Source organism: Enterobacter sp. 03-F-07-AD-ECC (genome assembly GCF_047530935.1).
GTDB classification, from domain to species: domain Bacteria; phylum Pseudomonadota; class Gammaproteobacteria; order Enterobacterales; family Enterobacteriaceae; genus Enterobacter; species Enterobacter cloacae.
The window spans coordinates 275,314-299,112 of sequence record NZ_JBLKBZ010000005.1; the positions used below are offsets into that span (position 1 = coordinate 275,314).

At 51.1% G+C, this 23,799-nt stretch carries 24 protein-coding genes, 2 tRNA genes and 1 pseudogene; 15 read left to right on the forward strand and 12 right to left on the reverse strand.

Annotated elements, in window-relative coordinates:
* Positions 1-92 precede the first annotated feature (92 nt).
* Positions 93-536 carry an Lrp/AsnC family transcriptional regulator gene (locus ACMWKA_RS10660; protein WP_029883844.1) on the forward strand — a complete coding sequence of 148 codons (444 nt, stop codon included), beginning with the start codon at positions 93-95 and terminating at the stop codon, positions 534-536.
* A gap of 138 nt (positions 537-674) precedes the next feature.
* Here the strand turns inward: ACMWKA_RS10660 and ACMWKA_RS10665 are convergent.
* The 4 genes from ACMWKA_RS10665 to ACMWKA_RS10680 all read right to left on the reverse strand — a co-directional run bounded on the left by ACMWKA_RS10665 (position 675) and on the right by ACMWKA_RS10680 (position 2,385).
* Positions 675-759: transfer RNA gene (locus ACMWKA_RS10665), tRNA-Tyr, on the reverse strand.
* A gap of 35 nt (positions 760-794) precedes the next feature.
* A tRNA-Tyr gene (locus ACMWKA_RS10670) sits at positions 795-879 on the reverse strand.
* A gap of 156 nt (positions 880-1,035) precedes the next feature.
* A complete protein-coding gene (purU, locus tag ACMWKA_RS10675) occupies positions 1,036-1,878 on the reverse strand; it encodes a formyltetrahydrofolate deformylase (protein WP_013096262.1) in 843 nt (280 codons plus the stop codon).
* A gap of 48 nt (positions 1,879-1,926) precedes the next feature.
* Positions 1,927-2,385, reverse strand: coding sequence for a YchJ family protein (locus ACMWKA_RS10680; protein ID WP_029883447.1), 459 nt, complete (start codon positions 2,383-2,385; stop codon positions 1,927-1,929).
* Positions 2,386-2,500: 115 nt separating this feature from the next.
* On the opposite strand from ACMWKA_RS10680, the pseudogene rssA reads away from it, so the two are divergent.
* The 3 genes and pseudogenes from rssA to galU all read left to right on the forward strand — a co-directional run bounded on the left by rssA (position 2,501) and on the right by galU (position 5,617).
* A pseudogene (gene rssA, locus ACMWKA_RS10685) lies at positions 2,501-3,403 on the forward strand (patatin-like phospholipase RssA).
* Positions 3,404-3,494: 91 nt separating this feature from the next.
* On the forward strand, positions 3,495-4,508 hold the full coding sequence (rssB, locus tag ACMWKA_RS10690) for a two-component system response regulator RssB (RefSeq protein WP_013096265.1): 1,014 nt from the start codon (positions 3,495-3,497) through the stop codon (positions 4,506-4,508).
* A 200-nt stretch (positions 4,509-4,708) separates the two neighbouring features.
* Complete coding sequence (gene galU, locus ACMWKA_RS10695) at positions 4,709-5,617, forward strand: UTP--glucose-1-phosphate uridylyltransferase GalU (RefSeq protein ID WP_029883446.1); 909 nt, start codon at positions 4,709-4,711, stop codon at positions 5,615-5,617.
* A gap of 199 nt (positions 5,618-5,816) precedes the next feature.
* Here the strand turns inward: galU and hns are convergent, their stop codons facing one another.
* On the reverse strand, positions 5,817-6,230 hold the full coding sequence (hns, locus tag ACMWKA_RS10700; protein WP_008502781.1) for a histone-like nucleoid-structuring protein H-NS: 414 nt from the start codon (positions 6,228-6,230) through the stop codon (positions 5,817-5,819).
* Between the two features lie 549 nt (positions 6,231-6,779).
* Between hns and tdk the strand changes: the two genes are divergently transcribed.
* A complete protein-coding gene (gene tdk / locus ACMWKA_RS10705; protein ID WP_414760193.1) occupies positions 6,780-7,394 on the forward strand; it encodes a thymidine kinase in 615 nt (204 codons plus the stop codon).
* Positions 7,395-7,466: 72 nt separating this feature from the next.
* On the opposite strand, the gene adhE is transcribed toward tdk, so the two are convergent.
* Together adhE and ACMWKA_RS10715 are read right to left on the reverse strand one after the other, a co-directional pair.
* Positions 7,467-10,145, reverse strand: a complete 2,679-nt coding sequence (gene adhE, locus ACMWKA_RS10710) for a bifunctional acetaldehyde-CoA/alcohol dehydrogenase (RefSeq protein ID WP_013096268.1) — start codon at positions 10,143-10,145, stop codon at positions 7,467-7,469.
* Positions 10,146-10,442: 297 nt separating this feature from the next.
* The gene (locus tag ACMWKA_RS10715) at positions 10,443-10,718 is read right to left on the reverse strand and encodes a hypothetical protein (RefSeq protein WP_162185062.1); all 276 of its coding nucleotides are present in this window, start codon (positions 10,716-10,718) and stop codon (positions 10,443-10,445) included.
* Between ACMWKA_RS10715 and ACMWKA_RS10720 the strand changes: the two genes are divergently transcribed.
* From ACMWKA_RS10720 to ACMWKA_RS10750, 7 genes are all read left to right on the forward strand, one after another.
* Positions 10,624-11,271, forward strand: coding sequence for a YchE family NAAT transporter (locus ACMWKA_RS10720; protein ID WP_020690921.1), 648 nt, complete (start codon positions 10,624-10,626; stop codon positions 11,269-11,271). The genes ACMWKA_RS10715 and ACMWKA_RS10720 overlap by 95 nt on opposite strands.
* 770 nt (positions 11,272-12,041) lie before the next feature.
* Complete coding sequence (oppA, locus tag ACMWKA_RS10725; protein WP_020690922.1) at positions 12,042-13,673, forward strand: oligopeptide ABC transporter substrate-binding protein OppA; 1,632 nt, start codon at positions 12,042-12,044, stop codon at positions 13,671-13,673.
* An 83-nt stretch (positions 13,674-13,756) separates the two neighbouring features.
* Positions 13,757-14,677 (forward strand): oligopeptide ABC transporter permease OppB, encoded by a 921-nt coding sequence (gene oppB, locus ACMWKA_RS10730; RefSeq protein ID WP_013096271.1) that lies wholly within the window; start codon positions 13,757-13,759, stop codon positions 14,675-14,677.
* Positions 14,678-14,689: 12 nt separating this feature from the next.
* A complete protein-coding gene (gene oppC / locus ACMWKA_RS10735; RefSeq protein WP_013096272.1) occupies positions 14,690-15,598 on the forward strand; it encodes an oligopeptide ABC transporter permease OppC in 909 nt (302 codons plus the stop codon).
* A gap of 11 nt (positions 15,599-15,609) precedes the next feature.
* Entirely contained in the window at positions 15,610-16,623 is a 1,014-nt protein-coding gene (locus ACMWKA_RS10740) for an ABC transporter ATP-binding protein (RefSeq protein WP_414760194.1), read from the forward strand.
* Positions 16,620-17,624, forward strand: coding sequence for a murein tripeptide/oligopeptide ABC transporter ATP-binding protein OppF (gene oppF / locus ACMWKA_RS10745; protein WP_020690924.1), 1,005 nt, complete (start codon positions 16,620-16,622; stop codon positions 17,622-17,624). The genes ACMWKA_RS10740 and oppF overlap by 4 nt, the downstream gene beginning before the upstream one ends.
* A 14-nt stretch (positions 17,625-17,638) precedes the next feature.
* Positions 17,639-18,508: an ion transporter gene (locus tag ACMWKA_RS10750; protein ID WP_013096275.1), complete on the forward strand. Its 870-nt coding sequence runs from the start codon at positions 17,639-17,641 to the stop codon at positions 18,506-18,508.
* Between the two features lie 29 nt (positions 18,509-18,537).
* Here the strand turns inward: ACMWKA_RS10750 and ACMWKA_RS10755 are convergent, their stop codons facing one another.
* The gene (locus ACMWKA_RS10755) at positions 18,538-18,867 is read right to left on the reverse strand and encodes an HI1450 family dsDNA-mimic protein (protein WP_013096276.1); all 330 of its coding nucleotides are present in this window, start codon (positions 18,865-18,867) and stop codon (positions 18,538-18,540) included.
* Positions 18,868-18,900: 33 nt separating this feature from the next.
* Positions 18,901-20,361, reverse strand: coding sequence for a cardiolipin synthase (gene cls / locus ACMWKA_RS10760; protein ID WP_020690926.1), 1,461 nt, complete (start codon positions 20,359-20,361; stop codon positions 18,901-18,903).
* A 144-nt stretch (positions 20,362-20,505) separates the two neighbouring features.
* On the opposite strand from cls, the gene ACMWKA_RS10765 reads away from it, so the two are divergent.
* Positions 20,506-20,679 carry a YciY family protein gene (locus ACMWKA_RS10765; protein WP_086528096.1) on the forward strand — a complete coding sequence of 58 codons (174 nt, stop codon included), beginning with the start codon at positions 20,506-20,508 and terminating at the stop codon, positions 20,677-20,679.
* Positions 20,680-20,786: 107 nt separating this feature from the next.
* Positions 20,787-21,422, forward strand: coding sequence for a leucine efflux protein LeuE (gene leuE, locus ACMWKA_RS10770; protein ID WP_013096278.1), 636 nt, complete (start codon positions 20,787-20,789; stop codon positions 21,420-21,422).
* Between the two features lie 35 nt (positions 21,423-21,457).
* Here the strand turns inward: leuE and ACMWKA_RS10775 are convergent, their stop codons facing one another.
* Positions 21,458-21,754 carry a YciI family protein gene (locus ACMWKA_RS10775; protein ID WP_013096279.1) on the reverse strand — a complete coding sequence of 99 codons (297 nt, stop codon included), beginning with the start codon at positions 21,752-21,754 and terminating at the stop codon, positions 21,458-21,460.
* A gap of 220 nt (positions 21,755-21,974) precedes the next feature.
* Between ACMWKA_RS10775 and tonB the strand changes: the two genes are divergently transcribed.
* A complete protein-coding gene (tonB, locus tag ACMWKA_RS10780; RefSeq protein WP_013096280.1) occupies positions 21,975-22,700 on the forward strand; it encodes a TonB system transport protein TonB in 726 nt (241 codons plus the stop codon).
* Between the two features lie 38 nt (positions 22,701-22,738).
* On the opposite strand, the gene yciA is transcribed toward tonB, so the two are convergent.
* Both yciA and ACMWKA_RS10790 read right to left on the reverse strand, forming a co-directional pair.
* A complete protein-coding gene (yciA, locus tag ACMWKA_RS10785; RefSeq protein ID WP_013096281.1) occupies positions 22,739-23,134 on the reverse strand; it encodes an acyl-CoA thioester hydrolase YciA in 396 nt (131 codons plus the stop codon).
* Positions 23,135-23,239: 105 nt separating this feature from the next.
* Positions 23,240-23,779 carry a septation protein A gene (locus tag ACMWKA_RS10790; RefSeq protein WP_013096282.1) on the reverse strand — a complete coding sequence of 180 codons (540 nt, stop codon included), beginning with the start codon at positions 23,777-23,779 and terminating at the stop codon, positions 23,240-23,242.
* Positions 23,780-23,799: the final 20 nt, after the last annotated feature.

Below are 23,799 nucleotides of genomic sequence, written 5' to 3' on the forward strand. Positions count from 1 at the left end.
TGATGACGCTATTGTCGAAAATTGCTGTCGGGTTTTACAGGGTTCAGATAAGGTTAAATACGCGAATGGCTTTTTAAAATTAGGTGAAAACGATGGAATACCTTCTCGATGATATCGATCGCCAAATTTTGGCTTGTCTGGTCGAGGATGCGCGTATGTCGCTGAAGGTGCTCAGCGGTCGTGTTGGTCTGACTTCGCCCAGCACGGCAGAACGCCTGAAAAGGCTGGAAGAGCGTGGAGTGATTCAGGGTTACGGTGCGCGGGTCAATCTGGCGGCGTTAGGTTATACGCTGCAGGCGCTGGTGCGGGTTCGCCCGTTGCCTGGACTGTTACATAAAGTGGATAAATACATCCAGGCGATGCCGGAGTGCATTGAAAGTGACAAAGTGACCGGTGAAGACTGTTTTGTCATCCGGCTGGTGGTGCGGTCAATTGAGCAACTGGATGTGTTGCTGGACGGGCTGGCGGAGCACGCCCAGTGTAATACGTCGATTGTGAAGAGCTCACCGGTGAAGCGACGCTTGCCGCCGATGTAGCCGTCTGTCTCCGGGTGGCGGCTGCGCCTTACCCGGCCTACGAAAATGTGCTCGGTTAGGTTCTATTATGATTTTTTGGAATTGATGGTGGTGGGGGAAGGATTACTCGGCGCGTTGCGCCCTGCGACATGGAAGTAATGGTGGTGGGGGAAGGATTCGAACCTTCGAAGTCGATGACGGCAGATTTACAGTCTGCTCCCTTTGGCCGCTCGGGAACCCCACCAGGGGTAATTCTAATTTTGAGGTCGTGCTGAGAGATGGTGGTGGGGGAAGGATTCGAACCTTCGAAGTCGATGACGGCAGATTTACAGTCTGCTCCCTTTGGCCGCTCGGGAACCCCACCACGGGGTAATGCTTGTACTGGCCTGCTTCCTGCTGGAAGCGGGGCGCATCATATCAAATGACACGCCCCTGTAAAGCGTTACCACAAGAAAAATAAACTGGTTGCCTGATTTTTACCCGCAAAGCTGTAAAGCTAACCAATTCATTTCACTGTCGATTAAAGAATGATCGTTCTGTTACCGTAAACGAATACGCGCTGCGCCAGCACCTGATAGAGTGCGCGGCTCAGAACGTTCTTCTCAACATCGCGTCCGGCACGCATCATGTCTTCCGCCGTGTAGGTGTGATCCACATGAATCACGTCCTGCATGATGATTGGGCCTTCATCCAGATTGTCATTCACGTAATGCGCCGTTGCGCCGATGATCTTCACGCCGCGTTCATAGGCCTGATGGTAGGGACGTGCGCCAATAAAGGCGGGCAGGAAGGAGTGGTGAATGTTGATAATTTTGTTCGGGAAACGCGCCACGAAGGAGGGCGTCAGCACGCGCATGTATTTCGCCAGGACAACGTAGTCCGGGTTGTGCGCTTCAATAGCCTCAGCCATCAGGTTGTCGTGCTCTTCACGCGTATGGCCTTCATGGCTCACCAGCTCGAACGGAATATCAAAACGCTCTACCAGCGTACGCAGCGTCTCGTGGTTACCGATAACGGCGGCGATTTCGACATCCAGACCGCCGTAGTTTGCTTTCATCAGCAAATCGCCCAGGCAGTGGGCTTCTTTGGTCACCAGAATCACGATGCGACGACGGCCTGCTGGCGTCAGCTCGCGTACGGAACCTTCCGGCAGCGCGCTGTCCAGATCGGCAAGCAGAGTGGTGTCGTTGAAAATACCTTCCAGTTCGGTACGCATGAAGAAACGACCGGTACGGTGGTCAACGAATTCGTTGTTCTGCACGATATTCAATTCATGTTTGTAACAGATGTTCGTAATTCGTGCGATCAGCCCTTTTTGATCGGGACAGATGGTGCGCAGAACTTTACGTTGTAGTGATTGCATCGCCGGGAAATCCTGTTTGAGTATTTGCGAAGTCTCGGTTGTCGGGCGTTACTGCCCGCAACACTTTTTAAATTTTTTACCAGAACCACAAGGGCAGGGATCGTTACGACCAAACTGCGGGCGCGTTCCGTCAATATAATACCATTGCCCGCTTTCCTTTAAGAACCGGGAACGCTCGATAATGGCACCCGGTTTATTGTGTTCAGTAAAACGGGCAACAAAGCTGACGTAACCTTCATTTTCGTGACTACCGGGTGCGGATTCATAAACGGTAAGACCGAGCCACTGGGTATTGGCGAACCCGGCTTCGATCTCCTGTTTGAAACTGGCGGCCTGGCATGAGGGGTGCCAGGTTTTAATCAGGTAGTCTGCGTCTTTGATCACAAAAGCGGTATACCGTGAACGCATAAGGTGTGATGGGTCTGGTGCAACCTGATCGCCAGAAAGATATCGCTGGCAACATAGGCTATACTCCAGAGCGCTACCACAGGGGCAGAGTTGAGACACGATTCTCTTCCTGGAACAAAAAATTAAGGGCGTAAAACGCTTCGGGTAGCACCATGTTAACTGAGCTGTTGCGTTGACGCTATGTCGGGAATCCAGGGGAAGTAAAACAGGGCTAATGAGAAAGGTTAAAATTGGACTGGCGCTGGGCTCAGGTGCAGCCCGCGGATGGTCACACATCGGCGTGATAAATGCCTTAAACCAGATGGGCGTCGATGTCGATATTGTTGCAGGATGTTCGATTGGATCGCTGGTAGGTTCCGCCTATGCGTGCGGCAAATTGCCCGAACTTGAAGCGTGGGTGCGATCCTTCAGTTACTGGGACGTGCTGCGCCTGATGGACCTTTCGTGGCAGCGCGGCGGTTTGCTTCGCGGTGAACGCGTCTTTAACCAGTTCCGTCAGATTATGCCTCTTCAGGACTTCAGCGATTGTCAGCTGCCATTTGGTGCCGTGGCGACGAATCTCAGTACGGGACGTGAGCTGTGGCTGACCGAAGGGGACATCCACCTTGCCGTTCGCGCCTCCTGCAGTATGCCGGGCCTTATGGCTCCTGTCCCGCATAATGGTTACTGGCTTGTTGATGGCGGTGTCGTTAACCCCGTGCCAATCTCTTTGACGCGCGCAATGGGGGCTGACATCGTGATCGCGGTCGATTTACAACACGACGCTCACCTGATGCAGCAAGACCTCATGCCGGTCAATTTGCAAAGCGAAGATGCCGAGGCGGAAAAACTGGCCTGGCATGAGCGCTTACGCGGGCGAATTGGTCGGATAGCCGCGCGCCGCTCGGTCGCTGCACCCACGGCAATGGAGATTATGACCACCTCAATCTAGGTGCTGGAAAACCGCCTGAAACGTAACCGTATGGCGGGCGACCCACCGGATATTCTGATTCAACCCTATTGTCCACAAATCTCTACCCTTGATTTCCATCGGGCTGAGGCCGCCATCGCAGCGGGCTCTTTAGCCGTCGAAAAGAAAATGGACGAATTATTGCCATTTGTGCGAACCGCACGTTGAGCACCTTTTTTTGACTACTTCAGCAAAATCTGACAGGCGATAGTGCCGATAGCATGCCACTATTTAGTAACTGTCAGCCAGGGGAGGAACCATGACGCAGCCATTGGCCGGAAAACACATTTTGATTGTTGAAGACGAGCCCGTTTTCCGATCGCTACTGGATTCGTGGTTATCCTCGCTGGGGGCAACCACTGCCCTGGCTGAAGATGGTGTTGATGCCCTGGAAAAAATGGTCAGTATCACGCCCGATCTGATGATCTGTGATATCGCAATGCCGCGGATGAATGGCCTGAAGTTGGTTGAACATCTGCGTAATGAGGGCAACCAGACGCCCATACTGGTGATCTCCGCGACGGAAAATATGGCGGATATTGCCAAAGCATTACGTCTGGGGGTGCAGGATATTCTGCTGAAACCAGTAAAAGATCTGAACCGTTTGCGTGAAACGGTATTGGCCTGCCTTTATCCGAATATGTTTAATTCCCGTGTCGAGGAAGAAGAGCGCCTTTTCCAGGACTGGGATGCTTTAGTCAGTAATCCGCCTGCCGCGGCCAAGCTATTGCAGGAACTTCAGCCGCCGGTACAACAGACCTTTTCACACTGTCGAATAAATTATCGCCAGCTTGTAGCCGCGGATCAGCCCGGTCTGGTGCTGGATATTGCGCCATTATCGGATTCCGATCTTGCGTTTTATTCCCTGGATGTTACCCGTGCAGGGGATAATGGTGTATTAGCAGCGTTATTACTTCGTGCGCTATTTAACGGGCTGTTGCAGGAACAGTTATCGCATCAGGGGCAACGGCTTCCGGAGTTAGGCAGTTTACTTAAACAGGTTAACCAGCTTTTTCGCCAGGCCAATTTACCAGGACAATTTCCATTGCTGGTTGGCTATTACCATAGTGGATTGAAAAATCTTATCCTCGTTTCAGCGGGTCTGAACGCCTCTCTGAATACCGGGGAACATCATATTCAGGTTAGCAACGGTGTGCCGCTGGGGACATTGGGTACGGCTTATCTTAATCAAATTAGCCATCGCTGTTCTTCCTGGCAGTGCCAAATTTGGGGTGCCGGCGGACGGTTGCGGTTAATGTTGTCCACGGAATAAGCAGTTGGATCTTAATTTTAAGATTGCCTTACCTGTGTTTTGTGGGGAGTGCTACTATCGCTGCCCAGATTCATGCGTATTTATCCTAATTGATCGGCAACGCGTTCTTTTCAGACCCGGACTGTGTGATGAGGCTGATATACTCAACGCGTTATTTAATGCATAAAAGTTCAAAACTTGAACAGCTCAGGAGAATTTGAATGGCTGCCCTAAATTCGAAAGTCAGAAAGGCCGTCATCCCGGTAGCGGGATTGGGGACCAGGATGTTACCAGCAACTAAGGCAATTCCTAAAGAGATGTTGCCACTGGTTGATAAGCCATTAATTCAGTATGTCGTAAACGAATGTATCGCGGCCGGCATCACTGAAATTGTGCTGGTTACACATTCATCTAAAAACTCTATCGAAAACCATTTCGATACCAGTTTCGAACTCGAAGCCATGCTGGAAAAACGCGTTAAGCGTCAGCTGTTAGAAGAAGTTCAGTCTATTTGCCCTCCGCACGTTACCATTATGCAGGTGCGTCAGGGGCTGGCGAAAGGTCTGGGCCACGCGGTACTTTGTGCATATCCTGTTGTGGGTAATGAACCTGTTGCGGTCATTCTGCCAGACGTCATTCTGGACGAATATGAATCCGATCTCTCTCAGGATAACCTTGCTGAGATGATCAAGCGCTTTGACGAAACGGGCAGCAGCCAGATTATGGTTGAACCTGTTGAAGACGTGACGGCTTACGGTGTTGTTGACTGTAAAGGCGTTAATCTTGAACCCGGTGAAAGCGTGCCAATGGTAGGCGTCGTAGAGAAGCCTAAAGCCGACGTAGCGCCGTCTAATCTGGCGGTAGTAGGTCGCTATGTCCTGAGTGCTGAAATCTGGCCACTGCTGGCGAAAACGCCTCCAGGAGCAGGAGATGAGATCCAGCTGACCGATGCCATCGATATGCTGATCGAGAAAGAGACCGTTGAAGCCTACCATATGAAAGGTAAGAGCCATGACTGCGGTAATAAACTCGGTTATATGCAGGCGTTCGTAGAATATGGCATCCGCCACAACTCACTGGGTGAAGAATTTAAAGCCTGGCTGAAAGAGAGCGTGGGTATTAAAAAATAACCCCGGCTGCAAATGATCAAGACCGGTGAGGCGATGCCCACCGGTTTTTTTATGCCCATAACCCAGGGTAACCACGCCGGTCTGTAAGGAACGCTAAATAGTACGATGTCCCAATATGACGGTATGTAAGGGGATGTTTGCAGGAATTGAGGATAAAAAAAATCCCGCATTAAGCGGGATTTTTCTGAATACGTTAGGATTAATCCTTGATCAGGAAGTCGTCCAGCTGTTTACCTTGCTCATCCATGGCTTTTTTGATAACAGCAGGTGTACGACCCTGGCCAGTCCAGGTTTTAGTTTCGCCGTTCTCGTCTACATAGCTATATTTAGCAGGACGAGCAGCGCGTTTTGCTTTAGTACCGGTCTTCGCTGCAGCCATGCTGTTCAGCAATTCATTTGGATCGATACCATCAGCAATCAGCATTTCACGATATTGCTGCAGTTTACGCGTACGCTCTTCGATTTCAGCAGCAGCAGCGCTTTCTTCTTCGCGACGTTCATTAACTACAACTTCTAATTTTTCCAGCATTTCTTCAAGCGTTTCCAGGGTGCATTCTCTTGCCTGCGCACGAAGAGTACGGATGTTGTTCAGAATTTTAAGTGCTTCGCTCATTGTAGTAATCTCAAACTTATAATGGGGGGTGGTTTGTTGTCCTAATAATAGAGCGATAAATTCAGTTGTGCAATAGGTGGGAATGTAAGGAATTCAAAAAATACGGAATAATGGGCGCTATTATTAATTACGCTAACTTAAATTTCATACCCACACAGGCTCGCTTGTTATCACGCTTACCTGCTTAACCCGTTCGGTTGCATCTTTTTTTTGTGACATTTACCGCAGGAATTATAGTTGCGGCGGATAAATATCAGCCTTTTGTATTAGTTTCTGCCAGCGTTGCCAGGGCAAAAATAGTTAATAAATAGTGAATTTTAATGAACGTGGATTCCAGTATAAAAAGAAGTGTTATGTTTAGTGGGTTCGCGACATATAGAGCATGCTGAATCAGTTTACCTCCTGTTTTATCGCATTATTTTCCTGTACATCTCGTGGTTAACTGCGGCTTGAACCCCATACTCTGTGTGGTGTATCGCTGATGACCAGACAAAATATGGTACAATGAATCATTGGGAATATTACACATTGATTAGGGTTTGACGGCCAATGGCACAACTTTATTTCTACTATTCGGCAATGAATGCCGGAAAATCCACGGCGTTACTGCAATCCTCCTACAATTATCAGGAACGAGGGATGCGCACCGTTGTTTACACCGCTGAAATCGACGATCGATTCGGTGCAGGTAAGGTGAGTTCAAGAATTGGTCTCTCGTCACCGGCCAGACTGTTTAACCCACAAACGGACCTGTTGCAGGATATCCGTGCCGAGCATACTTCCCAGCCCATTCATTGCGTTCTGGTCAATGAAAGCCAGTTCCTGACGCGTGAACAGGTGCATGCGCTTTCAGAGGTCGTAGATGAACTTGATATTCCCGTTCTCTGCTATGGTTTGCGCACGGACTTTCGCGGGGAGCTATTTGCCGGTAGCCAGTATTTGCTTGCCTGGTCCGATAAACTGGTCGAACTGAAAACCATCTGTTTTTGCGGCCGTAAAGCCAGTATGGTGCTTCGTCTTGATCAGTCTGGTAAACCCTATGCAGACGGTGAGCAGGTGGTGATAGGGGGCAATGAACGCTATGTGTCGGTCTGTCGTAAGCATTATAAAGAGGCGTTGTCTGTGGGCTCCCTGACGGCGATTCAGCACGATAACCGGAAGTAGTTTCAAAGAACTCAAAGCCTGATCTTCAGACAAAAAAAACCCGCCAGAGGCGGGTTTTTTAACAGCGGTCAATTAAGCGCTTTTCTTCGCTTTTTTGTCAGCTTTAATGACTGGTGCTTCTGTTTTCACAGCAGCAACGTCACCTTCTTTGAACTCACGTCCGTAGAATGTATCCAGCAGGATCTGTTTCAGCTCGGAGATCAGTGGGTAACGCGGGTTCGCACCTGTACACTGGTCATCGAATGCATCTTCAGACAGCTTATCAACGTGTGCCAGGAAGTCAGCTTCCTGAACACCCGCTTCGCGGATAGATTTAGGAATGCCCAGTTCAGCCTTCAGGCTTTCCAGCCATGCCAGCAGTTTCTCGATCTTCGCAGCAGTACGGTCGCCCGGTGCGCTCAGACCCAGGTGGTCTGCGATTTCAGCGTAACGACGACGTGCTTGCGGACGGTCGTACTGGCTGAAAGCAGTCTGCTTGGTTGGGTTGTCATTCGCGTTATAACGGATAACGTTGCTGATCAACAGGGCGTTCGCCAGACCGTGAGGAATGTGGAACTGAGAACCCAGTTTGTGAGCCATAGAGTGGCAAACCCCGAGGAAGGCGTTAGCAAACGCGATACCGGCGATGGTTGCTGCACTGTGGACACGCTCACGGGCAACCGGGTTTTTAGACCCTTCGTTGTAAGACGCTGGCAGGTTTTCTTTCAGCAGTTTCAGCGCCTGCAGAGCCTGACCATCAGAGAACTCAGAAGCCAGTACGGAAACATAGGCTTCCAGGGCGTGAGTCACAGCGTCCAGACCACCGAATGCACACAGTGATTTCGGCATATCCATCACCAGGTTGGCGTCAACGATGGCCATATCTGGGGTCAGCGCGTAGTCAGCCAGTGGGTATTTCTGACCCGTTGCGTCATCAGTGACCACTGCGAACGGCGTAACTTCAGAACCTGTACCGGAAGTGGTGGTAACGGCGATCATCTTCGCTTTTACGCCCATTTTCGGGAACTTGTAGATACGTTTACGGATGTCCATAAAGCGCAGCGCCAGTTCTTCGAAGTGGGTTTCTGGATGTTCGTACATTACCCACATGATTTTCGCGGCGTCCATTGGGGAACCACCACCCAGTGCGATAATCACATCTGGTTTGAAGGAGTTAGCCAGCTCCGCACCTTTACGCACAACGCTCAGGGTTGGGTCAGCTTCAACTTCAAAGAACACTTCAGTTTCTACGCCAGCGGCTTTAAGAACAGAGGTGATCTGGTCAGCGTAACCGTTGTTGAACAGGAAACGGTCAGTCACGATGAGCGCACGTTTGTGGCCATCAGTAATCACTTCATCCAGCGCGATTGGCAGAGAACCACGGCGGAAGTAGATAGATTTCGGAAGTTTGTGCCACAACATGTTTTCAGCTCGCTTAGCAACGGTTTTCTTGTTGATCAGGTGTTTTGGACCAACGTTTTCAGAGATGGAGTTACCACCCCAGGAACCACAACCCAGAGTCAGGGAAGGTGCGAGTTTGAAGTTGTACAGGTCGCCGATACCACCCTGAGAAGCCGGGGTGTTGATCAGGATACGTGCAGTTTTCATCATCTGACCAAAGTGAGCAACACGTTCTGGCTGGTTATCCTGGTCAGTGTACAGGCAAGAGGTGTGGCCGATACCACCCATCGCAACCAGTTTCTCTGCTTTCTCTACTGCGTCTTCGAAATCTTTGGCGCGGTACATCGCCAGAGTAGGGGACAGTTTTTCGTGAGCGAATGGTTCGCTTTCGTCGACAACTTTAACTTCACCAATCAGAATTTTGGTGGTTGCCGGAACAGTGAAGCCTGCCAGTTCAGCGATTTTATACGCTGGCTGACCTACGATAGCCGCGTTCAGCGCGCCATTTTTCAGAATGATATCCTGAACCGCTTTCAGCTCTTTGCCCTGCAGCAGGTAGCCGCCGTGGCTGGCGAAACGTTCGCGAACAGCATCATAAACGGAATCAACAACAACAACAGACTGCTCAGAAGCACAGATAACACCGTTGTCGAAGGTTTTGGACATCAACACGGACGCAACAGCACGTTTGATATCGGCTGTTTCATCAATAACCACTGGGGTATTACCCGCGCCTACGCCGATAGCAGGTTTACCGGAACTGTATGCCGCTTTAACCATGCCAGGACCACCGGTCGCCAGGATCAGGTTAATGTCCGGGTGGTGCATCAGCGCGTTAGAAAGCTCAACGGACGGTTGGTCGATCCAGCCGATCAGATCTTTAGGTGCACCAGCAGCAATCGCAGCCTGCAGAACGATGTCAGCGGCTTTGTTGGTCGCATCTTTTGCACGTGGGTGCGGGGAGAAGATGATTGCGTTACGGGTCTTCAGGCTGATCAGAGATTTGAAGATAGCGGTAGACGTTGGGTTGGTGGTTGGAACGATACCGCAAATAATGCCGATAGGTTCTGCAATGGTGATAGTACCGAAAGTGTCGTCTTCAGACAGCACGCCACAGGTTTTCTCATCTTTATAGGCGTTGTAGATATACTCTGAAGCGAAGTGGTTTTTGATCACTTTATCTTCAACGATACCCATGCCGGATTCGGCAACGGCCATTTTAGCGAGAGGGATTCGAGCATCTGCAGCAGCCAGAGCGGCCGCGCGGAAGATTTTATCAACCTGTTCTTGGGTGAAATTGGCATATTCACGCTGGGCTTTTTTAACGCGCTCGACGAGGGCGTTCAGTTCAGCGATATTAGTAACAGCCATAATGCTCTCCTGATAATGTTTAAACTCTTTTAGTAAACCAGCGCTCGATACGTCAGACAGTATAGACAGAGCCAATACGACTTGCGTAACACACAGTAAAACAATGGGTTACTTCCTGCACCAGCACACTAATTTACTAAAAGAGCCTTACCTTAGCATCATCCTTTTTTGGCAGGTCATCTCCCTGGGGGCGTAATCAAGATTACTCACTTCTGAGTACGAAAATCATGATCTGCGTCAATTTTCCCCCAAGCTGATACCTTTCAGCAGGGTTATTTCTTTGAGATTATTCCAGTGTTAAATAATTAAGTAACTATTGGAAGTGGCGCTATCATTGCTTATACAAATATTTAACATCATGAATTGATAACGTTTTGGCACAGATTTCTGGTGAAGTATGCTGATAAAAAGCGTATCTTCAGCGCGATTTTCACTGACAGTTGTCAGCCCCGGGGCATACGCATAAGCGGAGCAAAATGTGATCTTATCGCTCTTTGATTTTCCTACATATTTTAAGTTTTTTATTGGTTTGTTTGCATTGGTCAACCCGGTGGGGATCATTCCTGTCTTCATTAGTATGACCAGTTACCAGACGGCGGCGGCCAGAAACAAAACCAATCTTACCGCTAACCTGTCAGTGGCGATTATTCTCCTGACCTCCCTTTACCTTGGGGATGCCATTCTTCAGGTGTTCGGTATCTCGATTGATTCTTTCCGTATTGCGGGTGGGATCCTGGTGGTCACCATCGCTATGTCGATGATCAGCGGTAAGCTGGGGGAAGACAAACAGAACAAGCAGGAAAAATCAGAAACCGCCATTCGCGAGAGCATTGGCGTAGTGCCGCTGGCGTTACCGCTGATGGCCGGTCCCGGCGCTATCAGCTCGACGATTGTCTGGGGTACGCGCTACCACAACTGGATGCATCTGATTGGCTTTTCTGTCGCCATTGCCATTTTTGCGCTTTGTTGTTGGGGCGTTTTCCGCATGGCACCCTGGCTGGTGCGTCTGCTTGGGCAGACAGGCATCAACGTCATTACCCGTATTATGGGGTTGCTATTGATGGCCCTGGGCATCGAATTCATTGTGACCGGCATCAAAAGCATTTTCCCTGGCTTATTGCACTGACATTTCATACGAAAGAACGGAGCCAACGGCTCCGTTTTTTTACGTGAATATCAGCAAATCATATAAATAAAGTTGAAATGCTTACCTGCCATAATAAATTCTACTAATAATGTTCAATTCTTATATTTCAACAAGTTATTAATCCCACCGTTTCCTGCCTGCACAGAAAACCTGCGATCATTCTGTTATTTTACTCACACGATACTCTGGGGCTTGCTGAGTGATAACCGAAATGATATTAGTAAATTCAACGTTCCCTTAGAGGAATGTGCTAAATAATAATCAGTTGTTAAATTTTTGTACAAAATGACGTGATGGTAGCGCAGCGACGCGCGCAGAGAGACTGATTTTTTTATCTCTTTGAATGAAAAGATTTTTCTTGTCCTTTCATGTCAGGCAGGGCTGCCCTCAACGATTTAGTACACTTCGTAAAAGAGAATTGCTTAACAAATTTGCAAAATGTATTGGCGTGCGTTTACGCCTTTTGATACTTTCCGGCCTAATATTTTGCAGCATAAAACAAGAAGATGAGAATTATTTTCATATAGTCATCTTCGCGAATATCCAACACATGTCTCAGACAGGGGAGACGTGTAAAGAATCGACGCAAGACGGCCATACGAGCGGTCAGTAATAAAGAAGTCGGTGATAGCAAGAAGTAAAAAAAGAACCTGACAGCAGCAAAAAAAACTCCTGCGCTGTACAGGCCCCAACAGGGGATTACACAGCTGGCGAAGGCCAGTAATTATAATGAGTGGAGTACCAACACAATGTCCATCATCACAAAAAAAAATCTGGTAGCGGCGGGGATTTTAACTGCGCTAATCGCGGGCAACGCTGCAATGGCTGCGGACGTGCCGGCAGGGGTACAGCTGGCTGAGAAGCAGACGCTGGTACGTAACAACGGGGCGGAAGTACAGTCTCTCGATCCGCATAAAATTGAGGGCGTGCCAGAGTCAAACGTCAACCGCGACCTGTTTGAAGGGCTGCTGGTCACTGACGTAGAAGGCCACCCGGCGCCGGGTGTCGCCGAAAAGTGGGAAAACAAAGATTTTAAAGTCTGGACCTTCCATCTGCGCAAAGATGCTAAATGGTCCGACGGTACACCGGTTACCGCCGAAGATTTCGTTTACAGCTGGCAGCGCCTGGCGAATCCAAACACCGCCTCTCCGTATGCGAGCTATCTGCAATATGGCCATATCGCCAATATCGATGACATCATCGCCGGTAAAAAACCGGTCACCGATCTGGGTGTAAAAGCGATTGATGCCAACACGTTTGAAGTGACGTTGAGCGAACCTGTTCCGTACTTCTATAAGCTGCTGGTTCACCCGTCTGTCTCCCCGGTACCGAAATCCGCAGTGGAAAAATTCGGTGAAAAATGGACCCAGCCTGCCAATATTGTGACCAACGGTGCTTATAAACTGAAAGACTGGGTGGTCAATGAACGTATGGTTCTGGAGCGTAACCCGCAATACTGGGATAACGCCAAAACCGTGATTAACCAGGTGACCTACCTGCCAATCTCTTCTGAAGTGACTGACGTGAACCGCTACCGCAGCGGTGAAATCGACATGACCTATAACAACATGCCGATTGAACTGTTCCAGAAACTGAAGAAAGAAATCCCGAAAGAAGTTCATGTCGATCCATACCTGTGTACTTATTACTACGAAATTAACAACCAGAAAGCACCGTTCACCGACGTACGTGTCCGTACGGCGCTGAAGCTGGCACTGGATCGCGATATCATCGTGAACAAAGTGAAAAACCAGGGCGATCTGCCAGCCTACAGCTACACTCCACCGTACACCGATGGCATGAAACTGGTTGAACCTGAGTGGTTCAAGTGGTCACAGGAAAAACGTAACGAAGAAGCGAAAAAACTGTTGGCCGAAGCAGGATACACCGCAGATAAACCGCTGACGTTTAATCTGCTGTACAACACGTCCGATCTGCATAAAAAACTGGCGATTGCCGTTGCCTCTATCTGGAAGAAAAACCTGGGCGCGAACGTTAAGCTGGAAAACCAGGAGTGGAAAACCTTCCTGGATACCCGTCATCAGGGCACCTTTGACGTGGCGCGTGCAGGCTGGTGTGCGGACTATAATGAACCGACATCTTTCCTGAATACCATGCTCAGCGACAGCTCGAACAACACGGCGCACTATAAGAGCCCGGCATTCGATAAGCTTATCGCTGAAACGCTGCAGGTTACTGACGATGCAAAACGCGCAGACCTGTACGCCAAAGCAGAACAACAACTCGATAAAGACTCGGCAATTGTACCGGTTTACTACTACGTGAACGCCCGCCTGGTGAAACCATGGGTTGGCGGCTATACCGGTAAAGACCCGTTGGATAATATTTCCGTTAAGAATCTTTATATTATCAAGCATTAATGGCAATACGTGGGGCGGGCCTGGCTTGCCCCACTGTGTCTACTTTGTAACATTCATCAGGCACACGCCAGAAGGTACGGGCAATGTTGAAATTTATCCTGCGTCGCTGTTTAGAAGCGATACCAACGTTATTTATTCTAATTACAATTTCCTTCTTTATGATGCGTCTCGCGCCGGGAAGTCCATTCACGGGTGAACGTACGCTGCCACCTGAAGTGATGGCGAACATCGAAGCGAAATATCATTTAAACGATCCTATCTCCACGCAATACTTCAACTATCTGAAGCAACTGGCGCATGGCGATTTCGGGCCGTCATTCAAATATAAAGACTATTCCGTTAACGACCTGGTGGCGTCCAGCTTCCCGGTATCGGCAAAACTGGGTGCTGCGGCATTCTTGTTGGCCGTGGTTCTCGGGGTCACCGCAGGCGTTATCGCCGCGCTTAAACAAAATACCAAATGGGATTATACGGTAATGGGGGTCGCAATGACCGGGGTGGTTATCCCCAGCTTCGTTGTCGCGCCGTTACTGGTGATGATATTTGCCATCACGCTGAAATGGCTGCCCGGCGGCGGCTGGAACGGCGGGGCACTGAAATTCATGATCTTACCGATGGTGGCGCTTTCTCTGGCTTACATCGCCAGTATCGCGCGTATCACCCGTGGTTCGATGATTGAAGTGTTACATTCAAACTTCATCCGTACCGCGCGCGCGAAAGGGTTGCCGATGCGCCGGATTATCTTCCGCCATGCGCTCAAGCCAGCTCTGTTACCTGTGCTCTCGTACATGGGACCGGCGTTCGTCGGTATTATTACCGGTTCAATGGTTATTGAAACCATCTACGGTCTGCCAGGTATTGGCCAGCTGTTTGTTAACGGTGCCCTCAACCGCGACTATTCTCTGGTGCTGAGCCTGACGATCCTTGTGGGTGCGTTGACCATTCTCTTTAACGCTGTTGTCGATGTGCTGTATGCCGTTATCGACCCGAAAATCCGTTACTAACTGGAGCACGCCATGATGTTGAGTAAGAAAAACAGCGAGGCGCTGGAAAACTTCAGTGAAAAACTGGAAGTCGAAGGTCGTAGCCTCTGGCAGGACGCCCGCCGTCGCTTTATGCATAACCGCGCAGCGGTCGCCAGTCTGGTTGTTCTGGTGCTGATCGCGCTGTTTGTGACCCTGGCGCCGATGCTGTCGCAATTCACCTATTTCGATACGGACTGGGGCATGATGTCCAGCGCGCCGGATATGGAGTCCGGCCACTACTTTGGTACGGACTCGTCCGGCCGTGACCTGCTGGTCCGCGTCGCCATTGGGGGCCGTATTTCATTGATGGTGGGGATTGCAGCAGCGCTGGTGGCCGTGATCGTCGGCACGCTCTATGGCTCGCTCTCCGGCTATCTCGGCGGGAAAGTGGACTCGGTTATGATGCGTCTGCTGGAGATTTTAAACTCCTTCCCGTTCATGTTCTTCGTGATCCTGCTGGTGACCTTCTTCGGCCAGAACATCCTGTTGATCTTCGTGGCCATCGGCATGGTTTCCTGGCTGGATATGGCGCGTATCGTACGTGGCCAGACGCTGAGCCTTAAACGCAAAGAGTTTATCGAAGCGGCGCAGGTGGGGGGGGTATCGACAGGGAATATCGTTGTCCGCCACATTGTTCCTAACGTGCTGGGCGTGGTGGTGGTGTATGCCTCACTGCTGGTACCAAGCATGATCCTGTTTGAATCCTTCCTGAGCTTCCTGGGGCTGGGCACGCAAGAGCCGCTGAGCAGCTGGGGCGCGCTGTTGAGCGACGGCGCAAACTCAATGGAAGTTTCACCGTGGCTGCTGTTATACCCGGCGGGTTTCCTGGTCGTGACCCTGTTCTGTTTCAACTTTATCGGCGATGGCCTGCGTGATGCCCTCGACCCGAAAGACCGTTAAGGAGCGCCGTCATGACAATTATTGAAACGGCAACTGCGCCACAGGCGCAACAGCGGAGTGACCTTCTGCTGGATGTAAACGATCTCCGCGTCACCTTTAAGACGCCGGACGGGGATGTCACCGCCGTAAACGATCTCAACTTCAACCTGCGCGCGGGTGAAACGCTGGGTATCGTGGGCGAATCCGGCTCCGGGAAATCTCAGACGGCGTTCGCGCTGATGGGGCTGCTGGCCGCAAACGGTGTGATTGGCGGATCCGCCAAATTCAACGGACGTGAGATCCTCAACCTGCCTGAACACGAGCTGAACAAGCTGCGTGCTGAGCAGATTTCGATGATTTTCCAGGATCCGATGACCTCGTTGAACCCGTACATGCGCGTCGGTGAGCAACTGATGGAAGTCCTGATGCTGCACAAAGGGTTGAGCAAAGCTGAAGCCTTTGAAGAGTCCGTTAAAATGCTCGATGCGGTAAAAATGCCGGAGGCGCGTAAGCGCATGCGCATGTTCCCGCATGAGTTCTCTGGCGGTATGCGTCAGCGTGTGATGATTGCCATGGCGCTGCTGTGTCGTCCAAAACTGCTGATTGCCGATGAACCGACCACCGCGCTGGATGTGACCGTCCAGGCGCAAATCATGACCCTGCTGAACGAGCTTAAGCGTGAGTTCAACACGGCGATTATCATGATCACCCACGATTTGGGCGTGGTTGCCGGTATCTGTGACAAAGTGCTGGTGATGTATGCTGGTCGTACGATGGAATATGGCAAAGCGCGCGATGTTTTCTATCAGCCTGCGCATCCGTACTCGATCGGCCTGTTGAATGCGGTGCCACGTCTTGATGCGGAAGGGGAATCCCTGTTGACCATTCCGGGCAACCCGCCAAACCTGCTGCGCCTGCCGAAAGGCTGCCCGTTCCAGCCGCGCTGCCCGCACGCGATGGAGATTTGTAACAGCGCTCCGCCGCTGAAAGAGTTTGCACCAGGCCGTCTGCGCGCCTGCTTTAAGCCGCAGGAGGAGCTGGTATGAACGCATTAGATGAAAAAAGAAATGTGCTGCTCGAAATTGCCGATCTTAAAGTGCATTTCGACATCAAAGACGGTAAACAGTGGTTCTGGCAGCCGCCCAAGACCCTGAAAGCTGTGGATGGCGTAACGCTTCGTCTGTATGAAGGGGAAACGCTGGGCGTGGTGGGTGAGTCCGGATGCGGTAAATCGACCTTTGCGCGTGCCATTATCGGGCTGGTGAAAGCGACCGGCGGTAAAGTGGCATGGCTGGGTAAAGATCTGCTGGGGATGAAGCCCGAAGAGTGGCGCGACGTACGCAGCGATATTCAGATGATATTCCAGGATCCGCTGGCGTCCTTAAACCCGCGTATGACCATTGGTGAAATCATTGCCGAGCCGCTGCGGACCTATCATCCGAAGATGCCACGTCAGGAAGTACGCGATCGTGTTAAGGCGATGATGATGAAAGTGGGGCTGCTGCCAAACCTCATCAACCGCTATCCGCACGAATTCTCCGGCGGCCAGTGTCAGCGTATCGGTATTGCCCGCGCGTTAATCCTTGAGCCGAAGCTGATCATCTGCGATGAGCCTGTCTCCGCGCTGGATGTGTCGATTCAGGCGCAGGTGGTTAACCTGCTGCAGAAGCTGCAGCGTGAGATGGGGCTATCGCTGATTTTCATTGCGCACGACCTGGCGGTGGTGAAGCACATTTCTGACCGCGTACTGGTCATGTACCTGGGCCATGCCGTGGAGCTGGGCACCTATGATGAGGTGTACCACAATCCACTGCACCCCTACACCAAAGCGCTGATGTCCGCGGTGCCAATTCCCGATCCCGATCTGGAAAAAAATAAAACCATCCAGCTGCTGGAAGGCGAATTGCCGTCGCCGATTAATCCGCCATCAGGCTGCGTGTTCCGTACGCGATGCCCTCTGGCCGGGCCGGAGTGTGCGAAAACACGACCGGTTCTGGAAGGCAGTTTCCGACATGCGGTTTCCTGCCTGAAAGTAGACCCGTTATAATCGCAAGGGCTGACATGATGTCAGCCCTTATTTTTTGCGAGGTTACCGTGTCGAGTCTATTCACCTCAGCCCGTCGGCGGCTTTATCATTTTTTATTCGATCCTAAAACGATATCCGGACGCCGCTTCGAAGGGATCTGCGGGCTGTTTGCACTCATCAGCGTGGTGGTTATTTTCTTTGAATCGGGAGCCGGGACGCAGTATCACCTGACCTATGATGAATGGCATATATTTGTCTGGATCGAACTGATTATTACCCTGGTCTTTACTGCCGAATATCTGCTGCGGGTCGTCTGCTGGCCCAACCCGGCGAGATATGTTTTCAGTTTCTGGGGATTTATCGATTTAGCCACCGTCCTGCCGCTCTACGTCATGTGGTTGTGGCCGGAGATTAGCCTGAGCTATGTCTTTGCATGGCGGGCGATGCGCGTTATTCGTGTATTACGTATTCTGAAATTGCTGCGTTTTATGCCGTCTCTGCGGGTCTTCTGGAGCGCAATAGTCAGTGCCCGGCATCAACTCATTCTGTTTTACTCGTTTATCGCGATCGTCATGATTGTTTTCGGTGCGTTGATGTACCTGATAGAAGGGCCAAAATATGGCTTCACAACGCTGAATGCCTCTGTGTATTGGGCCATTGTCACCGTCACGACCGTTGGCTACGGGGATATCACGCCGCATACGCCTCTTGGACGTATCGTCGCATCGGTGCTGATTCTGATTGGGTATTCGGTGATTGCCATTCCGACAGGTCTTATCACAACCCATATGAGCAGCGCATTTCAGAGCCGCAAACAGCAGCGAAAATGTCCGGGTTGTCACCAGGCTGAACATGAGCTTAACGCCCGCTTCTGTAACCGTTGCGGGAGTGCGCTACCGGATTAAACAAAAAAGGCTGCATCCGCAGCCTTTTACTATTCGCGCCAGATGATATGGCACAGCTTATGGTCTTTCTCGCGGCAGAGCAGCACGCGGGCGAAGATGTCATTAATTTCGCCACCATCTTCATCTGCCAGCCCAATCACCACTTCGGCAAAGAAGTCAGGATTGAGATCGTAATCCACGTGCTCAGCCCAGTCTTCTGCAGGGTCGAATAACTCCGCGCCGCCGCGCTCTTCGAACTGCAGATTAAAGAGGATCACATCTGCGGGATCGAGGTTATCAACCGCCAGTTCGAGAAAAATGTCATAGGCCTGCTCGAGCGTTTCGTCTTCGGTCAGGCGATTGTTCAGATCCATTTCCATGATGACTACCTGTTAAACATCGTTGGGCACGTTTTACAGCAACGGACTAAAGAAGTAAAACAGTCGTTCAGCAATTCTCTGCCACAGCGGACGTTTTACCCACAGCCGGGCATCCAGCAGACGCGAACGGGAGATATAATCGTCCTGTACCGCCGCCAGATCACCCCCGAATCCGGCATCATCAATGACCAGCGTGATTTCAAAGTTTAACCACAGGCTGCGCATATCCAGGTTTACCGTGCCCACCAGACTTAACTCACCGTCCACGAGGACGCTTTTGGTATGCAGGAGCCCGCCTTCAAACTGGTAGATTTTTACCCCGGCGGCAAGCAGTTCGCTAAAGAACGCGCGGCTGGCCCAGCCCACCAGAAGCGAGTCATTTTTGCGTGGCAGAATGATGCTGACATCGACACCGCGCTGTGCTGCGGTGCAGATTGCGTGCAGCAGGTCATCGCTCGGAACGAAGTAGGGCGTGGTCATGATCAGATATTCACGCGCCGCGTAAGTGGCGGTCAGTAGCGCCTGATGGATTAAATCCTCCGGGAAACCCGGCCCGGAGGCAATGGTATGGATGGTATGTCCGCTGGCCTCTTCAAAGGGCATGATATTGCCATCCGGTGGCGGCGGGAGAATACGTTTGCCGGTTTCTATCTCCCAGTCACAGGAGTAGACAATCCCCATGGAGGTGGCGATAGGTCCTTCCATCCTTGCCATCAGGTCAATCCACTGGCCGACCCCCGAGTCCTGCTTGAAGAAGCGGGGGTCAACCATGTTCATGCTGCCGGTATAGGCAATATAGTTGTCGATCATGATCATCTTGCGATGCTGGCGAAGATCCATCCGGCGCAGAAAAACGCGCAGTAAATTGACCTTTAACGCCTCCACCACTTCGATGCCGGCATTACGCATCATCCCTGCCCAGGGGCTACGGAAAAAGGCGACGCTACCTGCGGAGTCGAGCATCAAACGGCAGTGAATGCCACGACGTGCGGCAGCCATCAGCGATTCCGCCACCTGGTCTGCCATCCCGCCGGGCTGCCAGATATAGAACACCATCTCGATATTGTGACGAGCCAGTTGAATATCGCGGATCAAGGCCTGCATGACGTCATCAGAAGAGGTCAGCAACTGGAGCTGATTGCCTTTTACCCCACCAATACCTTGTCTGAGTTCGCACAGTTTAAATAATGAGGAGGCAACGCTGCTGTTTTCTTCTGCGAAGATGTGTTTACAGGCTTTGAGATCGCTCAGCCATTTGGCGGTGGAAGGCCACATGGCCCGGGCACGCTCGGCACGACGCTTGCCCAGATGAAGTTCACCGAAAGAGAGATAGGCGATAATTCCTACCAGCGGCAGGATATAAATTATAAGAAGCCAGGCCATGGCAGAGGGTACGGCTCTGCGCTTCATCAGGATGCGCAATGTCACACCCGCGATTAACAGCCAGTATCCCAGAATGACCAGCCAACTCACCACGGTGTAGAAGGTTGTCATAGGTAAAAAAATCCTTTTGAAAGCGTATTGTTATGAGTGTACGCATCAGGAATCATCTGGCAAATAAAAACGCCAGGTAAAAGCGCTGGTTTGCTGCAGGGTTGGGTTTATAATGGCCTCTCTTTTAAAGAAAGAGTTGTAGACATGAAGCGCAGTAGAACTGAAGTAGGGCGCTGGCGCATGTTGCGACAGGTGAACCGTCGTAAGGCTCGTTGGCTGGAAGCACAATCCCGCCGCAATATGCGTATACACGCCATCAGGAAATGTGGAATGACCCGGCACCGCAACGCGTTGCTGTTCGCAGTCCAGGATTTCTGAGAACCATCAGGGCACCGCAAGGTGCCCAATGATTTTATGGCGTCTGGTTGTTGGGAATAGCGTCTTTGCAGCGCTATTCCTGTTGTGTTGAGCAAAAGGAGGGAGAAGTGTTTGCGGAGTTTGGCGTACTGAATTTCTGGACATACGTTGTCGGCGCATTTTTTATCGTGCTGGTGCCAGGGCCGAATACTTTATTTGTGCTGAAAACCGGGATTGGTCACGGCGTTAAAAAAGGGTATCTCGCCGCCACCGGCGTGTTTATCGGCGATGCCGTACTGATGTTCCTGGCCTGGGCGGGCGTTGCCGCGTTAATTCAGACCACACCGGTACTGTTTAATATCGTACGTTATTTAGGTGCTTTTTATCTGCTGTGGCTGGGCGGTAAAATGCTCTGGTCGGTTATTACCCGTCAGAATAATACACATGAAAGCGGTACCGAGCCTGCCAGCATGATCATGAAACGCTCGCTGGTATTGAGCCTGACGAACCCGAAAGCGATTCTGTTCTACGTCTCGTTCTTTGTTCAGTTTATCGATGTGAATGCGAAGAATACCGGTACCTCTTTCCTGATCCTCGCGACCACGCTTGAGCTAATAAGCTTTATGTATATGAGCTTCCTGATCTTCTCAGGCGCTTTTGTCACACGTTATCTGAAAACGAAAAAGAAACTGGCAAAGCTGGGGAACGGCCTGATAGGACTGTTGTTTGTCGGGTTTGCGGCGCGGTTAGCATCGCTGCATTGATTGCAAGAAAGGCTCCTGAGGGAGCCTTTTTGGTATCAGAACACTTTTTTGTACGGTCGAACCGTCACTTTCGCATACACACCCGCAGCAACGTACGGATCGGCATCGGCCCAGGCCTGAGCGGCCTCCAGGGATTCAAACTCGGCAATCACCGTGGAGCCAGAAAAACCGGCAGCACCCGGATCGTTGCTGTCGACGGCTGGCATAGGGCCCGCAGTCAGTAAACGCCCTTCATCCTGTAGCAACTGTAAGCGTGCGAGGTGAGCAGGGCGTACAGACTGGCGTTTTTCCAGGGAATCAGCGACATCTTCAGAGTAAATCACGTAAAACACGGTGAAGCTCCTTAACCATTAAAAGTGTCAGTTACGTTATGTGAAAGGACAACTGACTGCAATGTAAAATAAAAACAATGTTAATACCCTGATCTGAATGCCTCTTTTTTGGCCTCTCCCGCGCCTAAATTGCGCCAGAACAAAGTGTCTTATTGAATATGATTGCTATTTGCATTTAAAATCAGGATTCGGTTTTTTAACGTTGATGATTATGACTTCGATGACCCTTGATTTACCTCGCCGCTTTCCCTGGCCGACGCTGCTTTCTGTCGTGATTCACGGTGCTGTCGTGGCGGGTTTGCTCTATACCTCGGTTCATCAGGTTATTGAAATGCCAGCGCCTTCGCAGCCCATTTCAGTGACGATGGTCTCGCCTGCGGATCTTGAGCCGCCGCAGGTTGCACCACCGCCGCAGCCGGTTGCTGAGCCAGAACCAGAACCAGAACCTGAGCCGGTTCCGGAGCCACCAAAGGAAGCGCCGGTGGTGATCCATAAGCCAGAACCCAAACCGAAGCCTAAGCCGAAACCAAAACCGGTGAAAAAGGTGGAGGAGCGCCCTAAACGGGAAGAACGTCCGGTTGAACCACGCGCTACGCAGAGGGTCGAAAACACAGCGCCTTCGCGTCCGTTGATGAATAACACGCCCGCGACCGCAAAACCGACGCCAACCGCGCCCGCTGGCCCGCGCGCCGTGAGCCGCAACCAGCCGCAATATCCTCCTCGTGCTCAGGCGTTGCGCATTGAAGGTCGCGTGCGGGTCAAATTTGACGTCACCCCGGACGGGCGTGTTGATAACGTGGAAATCTTGTCTGCTCAGCCTTCAAATATGTTTGAGCGTGAAGTGAAATCGGCGATGCGCAGATGGCGTTACGAGCCAGGCAAACCAGGTAGTGGGTTGATCGTTAATATTGTTTTCCGCCTGAACGGCGGGGCGCAGATGGAATAAGAAAAGCCTCCGCAAGGAGGCTTTTTTATGCCTGAAGATCAGGCCTGAGGCAACTGGCGGGGTTTGCCCTCGCTATCGACTGCCACATAAATAAACAGCGCTTCTGTTGCTTTATAACGCTGTCCAATCGGTTCAGATGAGACCTTCTTCACCCAGACTTCAATGTTAATGGAAATGGAAGTATTACCGCGCTTGACGCAGCGTGCATAGCAGCAGACCACATCACCCACCGCGACCGGGCGCAGGAAGGTCATCCCGTCCACCCGGACGGTCACAACGCGACCATGCGCGATCTCTTTTGCCAGAATTGCGCCGCCCATATCCATTTGCGACATCAGCCAGCCGCCAAAAATATCGCCATTGGCATTCGTGTCCGCAGGCATTGCCAGTGTGCGTAAAACCAGTTCGCCCTGAGGGGCGTCATTTGTTGTCATTGTTTTAAACTCGTAACTGAAGACTTCAGGCGGGATGCTACTATGATTTTTGGCAGGAGAGAATAGACCAGAACGCCTGTTGTGCACGTTCTGGTCGGGGATTCATCAGTGTTTATCATCCTGCGGCATGTGCCGGTAGATATAGACACCGCTTAACAGAGTGAAGATGAGCGTCAACGCCGTCAGGCCAAAGACCTTGAAGTTGACCCAGATATTCTGCGGCAGCCAGAAGGCGATGTAGATATTCGCCAGGCCGCAAAGAATAAAGAACAGCGCCCAGGCGATATTCAGACGGGACCATACTTCCTGTGGCAGCGTCAGCTCTTTACCCAGCATGCGCTGGATCAGTGGCTTTTTCATTACCCACTGGCTGATCAGCAACGCACCGGCAAACAGCGCGTAAATCACGGTGACTTTCCATTTAATGAATTCATCGTTGTGGAAGAACAGCGTCAGCCCACCGAACACGGCCACCAGTGCGAACGTAATCAGAGCCATTTTTTCGACTTTACGATAGCGAACCCAGCTGTAGATCAGCACGATAGCGGTAGCAACGATCAGTGCCATCGTGGCTGCATAAATGTCATACAGCTTATAAAACGCGAAAAACACGACCAGCGGTAAAAAATCAAGAAACTGCTTCATTCTGTGATTCCATCTTCTGT